Source organism: Paenibacillus sp. FSL M7-0896 (assembly GCF_037975415.1).
In the GTDB taxonomy this organism is placed as follows: Bacteria; Bacillota; Bacilli; order Paenibacillales; family Paenibacillaceae; genus Paenibacillus_AQ; species Paenibacillus_AQ silagei.
In genome coordinates this window covers 4,775,397-4,788,371 of sequence record NZ_CP150250.1, presented here as the reverse complement: position 1 = coordinate 4,788,371, position 12,975 = coordinate 4,775,397, and the positions used below count along the sequence as shown (strand labels likewise).

The 12,975-nt window shown below is 52.2% G+C and carries 7 protein-coding genes; all 7 read left to right on the top strand.

Features of this window, described 5'->3' with window-relative positions; all coding sequences use genetic code 11:
- Window positions 1-202: 202 nt before the first annotated feature.
- The 7 genes from MKY12_RS20790 to MKY12_RS20760 all read left to right on the top strand — a co-directional run bounded on the left by MKY12_RS20790 (window position 203) and on the right by MKY12_RS20760 (window position 12,834).
- On the top strand, window positions 203-2,287 hold the full coding sequence (locus tag MKY12_RS20790; protein WP_339249699.1) for an alpha-glucuronidase family glycosyl hydrolase: 2,085 nt from the start codon (window positions 203-205) through the stop codon (window positions 2,285-2,287).
- Window positions 2,288-2,319: 32 nt separating this feature from the next.
- Complete coding sequence (locus MKY12_RS20785; protein ID WP_339249697.1) at window positions 2,320-3,114, top strand: Nif3-like dinuclear metal center hexameric protein; 795 nt, start codon at window positions 2,320-2,322, stop codon at window positions 3,112-3,114.
- A 247-nt stretch (window positions 3,115-3,361) separates the two neighbouring features.
- Complete coding sequence (locus MKY12_RS20780) at window positions 3,362-5,650, top strand: AraC family transcriptional regulator (protein WP_339310588.1); 2,289 nt, start codon at window positions 3,362-3,364, stop codon at window positions 5,648-5,650.
- Window positions 5,651-5,823: 173 nt separating this feature from the next.
- On the top strand, window positions 5,824-7,434 hold the full coding sequence (locus MKY12_RS20775) for an extracellular solute-binding protein (RefSeq protein ID WP_339310586.1): 1,611 nt from the start codon (window positions 5,824-5,826) through the stop codon (window positions 7,432-7,434).
- Between the two features lie 84 nt (window positions 7,435-7,518).
- Window positions 7,519-8,427, top strand: a complete 909-nt coding sequence (locus MKY12_RS20770) for an ABC transporter permease subunit (RefSeq protein ID WP_036731695.1) — start codon at window positions 7,519-7,521, stop codon at window positions 8,425-8,427.
- Window positions 8,428-8,439: 12 nt separating this feature from the next.
- Window positions 8,440-9,318 carry a carbohydrate ABC transporter permease gene (locus MKY12_RS20765; RefSeq protein ID WP_339310584.1) on the top strand — a complete coding sequence of 293 codons (879 nt, stop codon included), beginning with the start codon at window positions 8,440-8,442 and terminating at the stop codon, window positions 9,316-9,318.
- A gap of 24 nt (window positions 9,319-9,342) precedes the next feature.
- Window positions 9,343-12,834, top strand: coding sequence for a sugar-binding domain-containing protein (locus MKY12_RS20760; RefSeq protein WP_339310582.1), 3,492 nt, complete (start codon window positions 9,343-9,345; stop codon window positions 12,832-12,834).
- The last annotated feature ends 141 nt before the right edge of the window (window positions 12,835-12,975 follow it).

The following is a 12,975-nucleotide window of genomic DNA, read 5'->3' as shown; positions in this document are numbered from 1 at the left end:
CTTATCCTTCTATTTCTCGCTGAAACAGTACCGTCCTTTAAAAGGACGGCAAAGCCGTTTCCACTTGTTATTAGTATACAGGATTCTGCTTGATTTGGGTAAATATTAGCGTGATTTGACAATGTTCCGGGGCTGCGGCTGCGTGGTAGGATGAACCTGAATGAAATCTAGTATACAAGATGTATGCAGAGGAGATATGGACATGAGACAACAATCCGGGAATGAGTATGCTGCACAATATGACAGCGGATACAATGCGTGGTTAAGCTATCCTAAGCTTCAACAAGGCCCCCTATATAAGCAATATGCGAAATGGTGCGGAGCAGTATCCGTTACAGAAGCCGGGGAGACCATCCAGGCTGCACTTCAGGAATGGACAAGAGGCATTGCCTCGCTATTGGACCTTGAGGCTGTCTCCAAGCCGCAGCCGGAAGATTTCAGTGTGGCCTTCGGCACCTTCACGGGTGATCATCCGCTGATCCAGGGCTTGTTCGAGGACAAGACCGTCCAAGCTGTAGGAGCAGAAGGGTTCGCCATCCGAACCAGCCAGTCCCTTAAATGCATCGCTGTAGGGGCTTCCTCCCAGGCAGGTGTGTTATACGGCGTCTTCCATCTTTTGCGCCTGATTGCCAGCGGCAAGGACATTGAGAATCTGGATGAAATAGTGAATCCTGTGAATTCGCTGCGGATGATCAATCACTGGGATAATTTCGACGGCAGTGTGGAGCGCGGCTATTCCGGCAGATCCTTCCTGTATGAGAATAACCAGTTCACGAAGGATATGGACAGAATTACAGACTATGCGCGGCTGATGTCCACCGCCGGCATTAACGCAATAGCGATCAACAACGTGAACGTTCATGCGCTGGAGACGCTGTTTATCTCCACCTATTTGCCTGATGTGGCAAGAATCGCCGATATCTTCCGCATCTATGGCATCCGGCTGTTCCTGTGCGTGAACTTTGCCGGACCTATGCATGAAGGGGAAGTGGGTACGGCAGATCCGCTGGATGCAGGGGTGCGGGAATGGTGGAAGTCGAGAGCAGCCGACATCTATGCTGCTATTCCCGATTTCGGCGGCTTCGTGGTCAAGGCCGATTCGGAGAACCGTCCCGGCCCGTTCACTTACGGACGGAACCATGCAGACGGAGCCAATATGCTCGCGGAAGCTCTGGAGCCTTACGGCGGCATCGTGATCTGGCGCTGCTTTGTATACAACTGCAAGCAGGACTGGCGTGACCGCAAGACGGATCGGGCCAGAGCGGCTTATGACCATTTCAAGCCGCTGGACGGCCAGTTCCATGATAACGTCATTCTGCAGATTAAGAACGGCCCGATGGACTTCCAGGTCAGAGAGCCGGTATCTCCGCTCTTCGGCGCCCTGGAACGGACGAACCATGTGATCGAATTCCAGATCGCCCAGGAATATACCGGACAGCAGCGCCATGTCTGTTATCTCGTTCCACAGTGGAAGGAGATTATGGAATTCGATACGCAGGCCAAGGGCGGCCCGGCCCCTGTTAAGCGGATCGTTGACGGATCGCTGTGGGGCAACCGCCTGAGCGGGATTGCGGCGGTATCCAATGTGGGCAATGACAAGAACTGGACCGGCCATCTGCTGTCCCAGGCGAATCTCTACGGCTTCGGCCGGCTGGCCTGGAATCCTGAGCTGAGTGCGGAGGAGATTGCGGCGGAGTGGATCGCCTTGACATTCGGCACGGACACAGCGGTTGCCGGAGTGATCAGCCGGATTCTGCTGGATTCCTGGGAGATCTATGAGTCTTATACATCCCCGCTTGGCGTAGGCTGGATGATCAATCCCGAGCATCACTACGGCCCGAATGTGGACGGCTATGAATATTCAATGTGGGGCACCTACCACTATGCCGATCACCAGGGCATCGGGGTAGACCGTACCGTGGCGACCGGTACCGGCTACAGCTCGCAGTACATGGGCAGCAACGCCGCGCGTTATGATTCGCTGGAGGAATGCCCGGATGAGCTGCTGCTGTTCTTCCACCATGTACCGTATACTCATGTGCTGCATTCCGGCAAAACCGTAATCCAGCATATCTACGATACACATTTCGAAGGTGCAGAGCGTGCCGAGGGGCTGCTGGACGCATGGGGCGGACTGAAGGGCAGCATCGCGGACGGACTGTATACTCAGGTGGAGGAACGCCTTAAGGGCCAGGCAGCCCATGCCAAGGAATGGCGTGACCAGATCAATACGTATTTCTACCGTAAGAGTGGGGTTGCAGATGCATTGGGACGGACCATCTATTAAGTTATAGGTAACATCAAGGAGGAGAAGATCTCATGGCACTGACGTTCAGTGATGTGATGGAGCATTTAGCCGCAGGGATACAGCTGCCCGTGAATACGGTGGATAAGCTTGAGCCGGACGCTGCGGGAACAGAAGTGCAGGGAATCGTGACTGCCTTCGCCGCTTCGCAATATGTAGTGGAGCAGGCGGCCCGGCTTGGCGCCAACCTGGTGATCACGCATGAAGGTGTATTTTATAGCCACCAAGGTCACGGTAGCGCGCTGGAGCAGGATTCCGTCTACCAGGAGAAGTCTGCACTGATTTCAAGTAGCGGGGTAGGCATCTACCGCTTCCATGACACGATACACCGCTATGCGCTGGACGGGATCGTGGAAGGACTGCTGCAGGAGCTGGAATGGGAAGCCTATGTGGAGCGGCATCTGCCCGAGGTGTCGATCCTCTCCATTCCTGAGATGACCGTTTCCGGGGTTGCAGAGTATCTGAAGCAGAAGTTGAATATCCCTTATGTCCGCGTTGCCGGGAACCTCTCCGCCACCTGCTCCAGAGTGGGGGTACTGGTCGGTTACCGGGGGAATGGCCATTCGGTCATCCCGATGTATGAGCAGGAGTCGCTTGATCTGGTCATCGCCGGTGAAGGGCCCGAATGGGAGGTGCCTGAGTATATCCGCGATGCGGTCCAGCAGGGCAAGGACAGGGCACTCATCATGCTCGGCCATGCCGAGAGCGAAGCGCCGGGAATGAAGCTGCTGGCGGCGCGGCTGGCCCGGCAGTTCCCGGATGTGCCGGTGCATTACATTCAGGAGCAGCCCGTATTTCAGATTGTATAACTGGAGAAACCTCTTTGAAGGTGTAAGACCAAGGGACAATGGCTGTCCCTTCAGGTCTTCTGCCGGCAAAGGGGTTTTTAGTGTTCAACTGGATTGTTCGGCCGGATTGCGCACTACAGCGGTCTGTTTACAAATTGTCGATGTGTTTCATATTGCGGATTGCCCGCCGGGCTCAACTATCATATAGTGGAATTCTCAGTCCGATCCATCCAGAATCCAGATAAGCAACAGTAAGGGAGCACAGCAGATGAATTACAAGCGCTTTAAGTTCAGTAAGAGTATAGCCTTTAAATGGATCGTCTCCTATTCTGTGATCATGCTTATCCCGCTTATTGTTAGCGCTATCATCTATCTGCAGACAAAACAGATTGTTGAGTATGAGATTGAACGTGCGGGCAGCGCCATGCTTAAGCAGATGCAGAATACAGTAGACAGCGAGATTAATCAGGCTGAGAAGCTGGCCATGCAATTATCCATTCATAGCAGTGTGAATAAATACTTAACACTTACACCTGAGACTGAGGGAGCAGGGGCCTTTCAGATCTATCAAACCCGGCAGGAACTGAGCAAGTACAAATCCGCCAATGATTTCATTGATGGAATCTATCTGTATTCTAGCAGTTTGGACAGGGTGCTGACGGATGAGACGTATACAGACAGTGAAGCCTTTTATGCGATGAACAGCACGATGATCGGCTTGACCTATGAAGAATGGCTGGCGCAGCTGAACGGTGAGAGTGACATTAGCGAGGCCCCCATGCCGTTTATCAAATTTAGGCGCTGGGAGAATAAGGTTGTAATGATGAAGCCGTTCACCAGCAGCGTTGCTGACAATGGACTAAAGGGGATGCTGGTTCTGCCGCTGAACGGCAGCAAGATTCAGAGCATGCTGCAGAATGTGGACTGGGTGAATAACGGCGAGGTCTACATTGCCGATGATCATAATCAGATTTTATTTCAGAATAACGAAGCTGCTCCACAGCTAGCTGTGCCGGACGCCCGGGCTGGGGATGAGACAGCAGGCACTTCGTTCCAGGATATCGCCGGTACGGAGAATATGGTATCCTTCATCGATTCCGATAACACCAAGTGGAAATATATCAGTGTGTTTCCTTCAAGCGTATTTTGGGAAAAAGCGCGGCATATCCGCAATTTGAACCTGCTGGGACTATTTATCAGCTTTTTGATCGGGACGGTGGTCATCTCCTACTTTGCCCGCAAGAATTATAATCCTGTCCGCGAGCTGGTTAATATGTTCTCTCCCTCCACAGATGAGCAGACACAGCGGGTGCTGGATGAATTCTCCTTCATCCGGGAGAGCGCCTTGGCTACTATTCGGGAGAGGGATGACATTAACAGCCAGCAATTCAGGCAGCTCCGTGTGTTGCAGACCTACTACTTATCAAGGCTGCTCAAAGGGCAGGTGGAAGATGGATTATCACTGGAGGAAGCGGCGAGAGTCCATCACTTCCAGTGGGATTCGGAGGATTTTGCGGTACTTCTATTCTACATTCAGGCCAACGGAGAAGGCAGTCCGTCGCCAAGCCTTTCCAATTTCATCGTGTCCAATATCATTATGGATTTCACAGGTCCGAATCACGGCCTGAGCTTCACCGAAATGGACGGTATGCTGGCGGCGGTGATGAATATTAACACCGGCCGCTCCGGCAACTGGAAGGAGGATATTGAAGAGGCGCTGGGCCAAACCCTGGATTTCATTCAGCAGAAATACGGTCTGCAGATTGCGATGGCTGGCAGCGGGCTGCTTCATGGGATGGGCAGGTTGCATCAGGGATATCTGCAGGCGTTGGAGGCTCAGGAATACCGGCTGGTGCTGGAAGAGAATATATCAATCTGGTATGGGGATATTGAACCACAGGAGACGGATTATTATCTGACAATCAATGATGAAGTTGTATTTATTAATCTGGTCAAAAGCGGTGAATTTGAGAAGGCTGCGGTGATGGCAGATGAGATTCTGGCCCGCTTCTTCGGTTCCCAGGCGTCCATAGAGCTTGTGAGATATGCCATGATTGATTTAACCAGCTCCATTATGAAGGCTGTCCCGCATGAAACGAAGCGCTCGAAGCTATGGGACGAATGGCGTCCGATGAAAAGGCTCTTGGCCTGCTCCACCCGCGCAGATTTTCGTCATGAGCTGACAGAGCTGATCCAAATGGCTTGCAGCAAAGCCACGGAGAAGCTTGCACTGGTCTCAAATTCGGGAATCGGAGACGAGGTATCTGCCTATGTGCAGAATCATTATGCGGACATCAATCTTAGTGTGTCCATGATTGGTGCCAACTTCGGCATCACTCCGCAATATGTGTCCCGGTTGTTCAAGGAACAGACGGGTCAGGGGCTGCATGATTACATCAGTCAGGTTCGTACTGCCGAGGCCAAAAAATTGCTTCAGGAAGGAGTCACCATTGAGGAGGTTTCTTCCCGTGTGGGCTTCTCCAGCAGCAGTGCGTTCATCCGGGTATTCAAAAAATATGAAGGCATCACACCTGGGAGGTTCAAAACTCTGCAATAAACAAACCGGATACCCAATTTCTCTACAGGAGGATAGAAGCAGGCTGATTCTATCCTCTTTTGCGTTTTTAACAATGGATTCCGCATTTTGAATATTGTTTGTATACAAGATTCAGCTTACATTGTAGAGGCATCAAGTCGTTAACTAAACATATAACGGAGGTCGAATTAGCGATGAAATTATTTGGAACGAACAAGCTTCATAAACTGGTTGTCGTTTTGTTAGGTCTCACATTGCTGGCTTCAGGCTGCAGCAGTTCCAGGAATGTGAACAATGAGAGCGCTCCAAACACATCTGCAGGGAACGCCCCTGCTTCAAATGAAGCCGCTGCAGATTTCACTTATCCGATGACGGGCGGAATAGAGCTGACTTATATGAACGAACAGCTGGGAGGCACGCCGGAACGTCTGCCGGTCGATGACGAATACGAGAAACGCACAGGAATCATCATCAAACAGCTGGGCGGAACACCCATGACTGATCAGAAGTTCAGTCTGCTGCTGGCATCAGGTGAACTGCCGGATATCTTCCTGAATACATGGCTGCAATATCCGGGCGGTCCTGACAAGGCTGTAGAGCAGGGATATATTCTGAAGCTTAATGATCTGATTGAGCAATACGCGCCTAACCTGAAAAAGACCCTCCAGGAGCACCCGGAAATTGACAAAATGATCAAAACGGATGACGGCACCTACTATGCCTTCCCGTTCATCCGCTCGGAAGCCGGACGTGTCTATGGCGGGCCGATTATCCGTCAGGATTGGCTGAAAGAGCTGAATCTCAGCATCCCGGAAACGATTGAAGAGTGGCACACCGTATTGACTGCTTTTAAAGAGAAGAAGAATGCTGCCTCCCCTGTAACCTTTCGCACGATGTTTTTGGGTGAACGGACAGGCGGATTCGCCGGAGCCTTTGGCGTGATGGGGAACTTCTATGTCAATGATGGAAAAGTAGTGTACGGCTATCTGGAGCCGGGCTATAAGGATTACCTGACTACGATGAGCCAGTGGTACAAAGAAGGGCTGATCGACAAGGATTTCGCCTCTATTGATGCAGCTACAGTCGATAAAAAAATGACTTCAAATGTAAGCGGTGCAACGATTGGCTGGCAGTACTATATTGAGAAATATAATTCAGCCGTACAGCAAACTGATCCGAAGGCTGACTTCGTAGCCGCTCCATACCCGTCTGCTGTCAAAGGTGGACTTCCGGAGTTCGGACAGCTGGATAATGCCTATGCGGGGACAAGCTCGGCAGCCATCTCTGCCACCACCAAGAATGTCGAAGCTGCCATGCGCTGGCTGGATTATGCTTTTACCGAAGAAGGCAGAATGCTGAATACCTATGGGGTTGAAGGCACTACTTACACGCTCAAAGACGGAAAGCCCGTATATACCGATCTTGTAGTTAAGAATCCGGAGGGCCTCGGCAGTGATCAGGTCATGTCCAAATATTCTCACGGTACCAACTTCCCGATGATTCAGCAGGACAACAACCTGCCGGCGAAATATCCGGCAACTACTGAATCCATCGGCATCTGGAAACAGACCAATCATGAGAGCCACCTGCTTCCTCCGGTAACACCAACTGCTGAAGAAGCGGATGAAATGAGCAGTATTATGAACGATATCAATGCCTTTGTGAAAGAAACGGAGATCAAGATCATCCTGGGTACCGAATCTGTTGATAAATACGATCAAGCTGTTCAGCAAATGAAGGATCTGGGCATCGAGCGCGCACTGGAAATTCAACAAGCGGCCTACGAACGTTATTTGAACCGCTAACTAAACTTATAACGGCAGGGGCTGCTACAGAGAACAGATACGGGCAGTCCCTGCGTTAAACATTGCAGCAAAGGAGAGGGAAATATGCTGAAAACCAGACTGGGAAAAGACTTACTGCGCAATAAATGGCTGTATCTGATGATGCTGCCTGTCATCCTGTATTATGTTTTGTTCCACTATGTTCCGCTTTACGGAACGATTATTGCCTTCAAGCAATTTGTGCCTTCCCAAGGAATATGGGGCAGTGAATGGGTGGGGTTCAAGCACTTTGAAGCTTTTTTTTCGAGTATTTACTTTTTCCGCGTAATTAAGAACACCGTTCTGTTAAGCTTCTTCAATCTGCTCATCGGATTTCCGGCACCGATCATTCTGGCCTTGCTGCTAAATGAATTGAAAAGCCCGCTTTTCCGCCGGATCACTCAGACTATTACCTACATGCCGCATTTTATTACACTTGTAGTTGTGGCGGGAATTGTGCGCTACTTCACCTTATCAGATGGTTTGATTAACGATGTCATTGCCTATTTTGGCGGCACCCGGATCTCATTTCTGCAACAGCCCGAGTCCTTCCGCCCCATCTACATAATCAGTGAGATCTGGCAGCAAATCGGCTGGGGAACAATCATCTATCTGGCAGCCATCACCGGCATTGACCAGCAGCAGTATGAGGCTGCCAAAATCGACGGAGCGACCAAGGTTCAACAGATCCGCCACGTTACCCTGCCCGGCATTCTGCCTACGATTATGATTATGCTGATCCTGGCACTCGGAAATATTATGAATGTCGGATTTGAGAAAATCATTCTGTTATACAGCGCCAGTATTTACGAGACGGCTGATGTCATATCCACTTTTGTTTACCGTAAAGGGATTCTGGAATTCAGCTACAGCTACAGTGCGGCGGTAGGTCTGTTCAACTCCGTCATCAACTTCACCATTCTGCTGCTCGCTAACTCTTTCAGTAAACGTGCAAGTAAAAACAGTCTTTGGTAAGGGGGGACAACTATGATTAAAGCATCGCTCGGTGAACGAATCTTTGATATTTGCAATTCGATTATTATGGTGCTTATGATTATTCTGACACTTTATCCTATGCTGTATATTTTGTTCTCCTCGTTAAGTGACGGGAACCGCCTGATCTCCTTCGATGGCATTCTGCTCTGGCCGCAAGGCTTCTCGCTGGCAGCTTACAAGGCGGTGCTTAACAACCCAGTCATTCTGACCGGCTTCAAAAATACACTGTTCATCCTGGTGGTGGGACTTGGCATTAACATGACGCTTACCTCCCTGGGCGCTTATTTCCTGTCACGGGAAGGGGTCATGCTGCAAAAGCCGATCATGTTTTTCATTGTATTCACCATGTTTTTCCAAGGGGGACTGGTGCCTTTCTATCTGATCGTGAAATCCTATGGCCTGCTCGACAGCCTCTGGGCGCTGATTCTGCCTACGGCAGTTAGTACGTTCAACCTAATCATCATGCGCACTTATTTCATGGCGATTCCGAGGGAGCTGGAGGAGTCCGCTTTCCTGGACGGTGCAGGTCACTTCACGATCCTGTTCCGCATCTTCATTCCGCTGTCTATGCCAGTTGTCGCTGTGCTGATCCTGTATTATGGCGTAGGCCACTGGAACAGTTGGTTTAACGCGATAATCTTCCTGCGGGACCAGAGCCTGTTCCCGATCCAGCTTGTGGTCAGAAATATCATTCTTGAGAACGATAATGCCAGCATGCTGGGCACCACAACACTGCTCCATAGCCGGGATGTGACCGAGACGCTGAAGTATGCGGCAATTATCGTGAGTACAGCCCCAATCCTGGTGCTGTATCCGTTCCTGCAGAAGTATTTTGTTAAAGGCGTGATGGTAGGGGCATTAAAGGGGTAGGACTATTAAGGGGGAAGTGCAGCAATGAGTCTAAAAAGGAAACTCAGCAAGGGGTGGCAATTCAGCAAGCAACCGCTTTATTCGGAGCTCGCCAAGGTAGCCGCAGATAAGGAATGGATGCCGGTTACGCTGCCGCATGACTGGCTTATCTATGATACTCATAATCTCTATGAGAACGGAGAGGGCTGGTACCGCACCAGCCTTAAGTTCGATAAAGTGCCTGCCCATGAGCTCGTTTCCCTGCGTTTTGAAGGAGTGTATATGAACTCCACATTATACGTGAACGCGCAGGGGGCGGGGGAGTGGAAATACGGATATTCTACCTTTGAATTCGATATTACCCCGTACCTGATAGAGGGAGAGAATGAAATATATATGCGTGTGATCCACGAATCTCCCAATTCCCGCTGGTACTCCGGGGCTGGAATCTACCGTCCGGTCTGGCTGAAGACGACACCGAAGACGCATATTGCCGCTGACGGGATCTATATTGCAGCCAGAGCAGCGGAAGGTGATACCTGGACGGTGGATGTCGATGTGGAGCTGCGTATCGCAGACGAAGCTGCGGCACAGGGAACGAAGCTGAAGCTGCGGCACAGCATTCTGGATGCGCAAGGAGCGGTAATTACCGGGCACATCACGGAGGTGCCTATGCAGGCCGGGAGGACCGTACACTGCCTGAGCCGTCTTACTGTTGATCAGCCCTTGCTGTGGGATATTTCCAGTCCCAATTGCTATAGCCTGCAATCCGAGCTGCTGGCTGAGGGTGAAGTCATTGAAACGGAGAAGGAGCGCTTCGGCTTCAGGACCCTGGAGCTGGACAGTGACAAGGGCCTCTTCCTCAACGGCCGTCATGTCAAAATATACGGAGTTTGCCAGCATCATGACCTGGGCGCTCTGGGGGCTGCTGTGAACAAGGCGGCACTGCGCCGCCAGCTCGTCCTGCTGCTGGAGATGGGTGTGAATGCGATCCGTACCGCGCATAATATGCCGGCGGTAGAGCTCATGGAGCTGGCCGATGAAATGGGGCTGCTGATCGTATCAGAAGCCTTCGACATGTGGGAGCGCAGCAAAACGCCTTATGATTACGCACGCTTCTACCCGCAGTGGTGGAAGCGCGATGTGGCCAGCTGGGTGCGGCGTGACCGGAACCGTCCAAGCCTGCTGATGTGGAGCATCGGCAACGAGATTTATGATACCCATGCGGACAGCCGGGGCCAGGAGCTTACCCGCGAGCTGCAGGCTGAGGTGCTGATCCATGATCCGCGGCGCAATGCGTTCGTCACCATCGGCTCGAACTATATGCCCTGGGAGAATGCGCAGAAATGCGCCGATATCGTTAAGGTGGCGGGCTACAATTATGCGGAGAAATATTATGAGCAGCATCACCGTGAGCATCCGGACTGGATCATCTACGGCAGCGAGACCTGCTCGACCGTACAGAGCCGGGGAGTCTACCATTTCCCGCTGGCCCAGTCCGTGTTGGCCGATGATGACCAGCAGTGCTCCTCCCTCGGGAACAGCTCTACCAGCTGGGGAGCCAAGAGCACGGAGGTCTGCATCACCGAAGACCGGGATGCCGCCTTCTCGCTGGGGCAGTTTCTCTGGACCGGCTTTGACTATATCGGGGAGCCTACCCCGTATCACACCAAGAATTCGTATTTCGGGCAGCTGGATACCGCAGGCTTCCCTAAAGACTCCTATTATATTTATCAGGCGGAATGGACGGATTACCGTACACATCCGATGGTTCATATCTTCCCGTACTGGGACTTCTCTCAGGGTCAGCTGATTGATGTGCGTGTCTGCTCCAATGCTCCGCGCATCGAGCTGTTCATGAATGAAATCCCGCAGGGCATTGTGGAGATTGATCATGTTCACGGGCATAAGCTGCTTGGAGAATGGCAGCTGCCTTATGCGGAAGGTGTTCTGCGGGCTGTAGCTTATGATGAGCAGGGGGAGGTTATTGCCACAGATCAGATTTCCTCTTTCGGAGATGCAGCGTCGATTGTCCTTACTCCCGACAAACAGATAATTACGGCAGACGGTACGGATCTTATCTTTGTAACGATCAGCACCCTGGATCAGGAGGGGCGTCCGGTAGCGAATGCCAATAACCGGGTCCGTCTCCGTATTGAAGGCCCCGGACGGCTGATCGGTCTGGATAACGGGGACAGCACGGACTATGATTCCTACAAAGGCGTCAGCCGCCGGTTGTTCAGCGGTAAGCTGCTGGCAGTGATTGCCGGTACACTGGAGGCTGGAACAATTACGCTGCGGGCAGCTTCGGGGGGACTAGCTTCCGCCGAGCTTACGCTGCAATCGGTGCTGCCGGCACCGGGAACGGCTGCCGGGGATGAGCTGTATCTGTATGCGCACAATCCGCTGGAGGCAGATGCGGCATCCGGATATCCGGAGAGTGGCCGGGATGGAGAGATCCCGGTCCGCAAGCTGGAGATTATCTGTCCCGAAGGCAATGTTCTGACACCGGAGCAGCCGTCGCTTCCGGTCCGCGTCAAGCTTCATCCACAGGGTGCCTCCTGGCGGGATGTCGAGTGGCGGCTTACGAACGCTGCCGGGATTGATGCCAATATTGCTGCCATGGAGACGGATGGGCATGAGGCGGTCATTACGGCTCTCGGTGACGGAGATGTATATATCCGCTGCGGAACAGCCAATGGCGCTGACGGAATACGGCTCTATTCACAAATGGAATTCAGGCTGACAGGCTTTGGTCAAGCTTATCTGAATCCGTATGAATTTGTCTCCTCCGGGTTCAGCAGCAGCCACAGCCGGAATCTGACCAACGGCAATGAACGGGGTGTTGCCACTGCCCGCGAAGGGGAGAGCCGGATCTGCTTCGAACGGATTGACTTCGGGGAGTATGGGGCTGATGAGATTATTCTGCCAATCTTCTCGCTTGATGATCAGGAATTCCCGATTGAGATATGGGAAGGCGTGCCCGGGCAGCCTGGTGCCGAGCGGCTCACCACCATGACTTACCAGAAGCCATCCCGCTGGAATGTGTATCAGGAAGAACGTTATACGCTTCCCAGACGGCTGACGGGTATCACCTCTCTGTCCTTCGTGCTGCGCAAGAAGATTCATCTGAAGGGCTTCTACTTTGTCCGTAAGCCTAAGGCGTTCGAGCGTCTGAATGCCCTGGCCAACACTGCGGTCTACGGGGATACCTTCACCCTAACTGAAGATGCCGTCGAGGGAATCGGCAACAATGTTTCGCTTATATTTGCCGGAATGGACTTCGGCGGAGCGGAAGGCTCACGGGTGGTAATCTGCGGACGCTCAGCGCTTGCGAACAATACACTGCAGATCCTGTTCAGCGGTTCCGGCGGCGAAAGGAAGCAACTGATAGAATTCGCCGGAATCGGCAGCTACATTGAGCGTGAATTCACCCTGGAGCCGCCGGTCAGCGGCAGCGGGACGGTTACCTTCCTGTTCCTGCCGGGCAGCCGGTTTGACTTCAAATGGTTCCAGTTCCTGCCGCCGTCCGTCTAGAATCTGCGCAATACAGTGATCCGTCCGCAGCACTCCTGCTCCTAACATAGTGGGCAACAGCCTTCACCACTAATAAGGGATATCGTAAACGGCCAGCTATTCTGGCGTTTGCGATATCCCTTTTGCCTGTGGCGGCGGGAT

What these genes read in the sequence shown, in the direction of transcription:
- MKY12_RS20790 (WP_339249699.1), top strand. Translation starts at nt 203, where the DNA reads ATGAGACAACAATCCGGGAATGAGTATGCTGCACAATATGACAGCGGA.
- MKY12_RS20785 (WP_339249697.1), top strand. Translation starts at nt 2,320, where the DNA reads ATGGCACTGACGTTCAGTGATGTGATGGAGCATTTAGCCGCAGGGATA.
- MKY12_RS20780 (WP_339310588.1), top strand. Translation starts at nt 3,362, where the DNA reads ATGAATTACAAGCGCTTTAAGTTCAGTAAGAGTATAGCCTTTAAATGG.
- MKY12_RS20775 (WP_339310586.1), top strand. Translation starts at nt 5,824, where the DNA reads ATGAAATTATTTGGAACGAACAAGCTTCATAAACTGGTTGTCGTTTTG.
- MKY12_RS20770 (WP_036731695.1), top strand. Translation starts at nt 7,519, where the DNA reads ATGCTGAAAACCAGACTGGGAAAAGACTTACTGCGCAATAAATGGCTG.
- MKY12_RS20765 (WP_339310584.1), top strand. Translation starts at nt 8,440, where the DNA reads ATGATTAAAGCATCGCTCGGTGAACGAATCTTTGATATTTGCAATTCG.
- MKY12_RS20760 (WP_339310582.1), top strand. Translation starts at nt 9,343, where the DNA reads ATGAGTCTAAAAAGGAAACTCAGCAAGGGGTGGCAATTCAGCAAGCAA.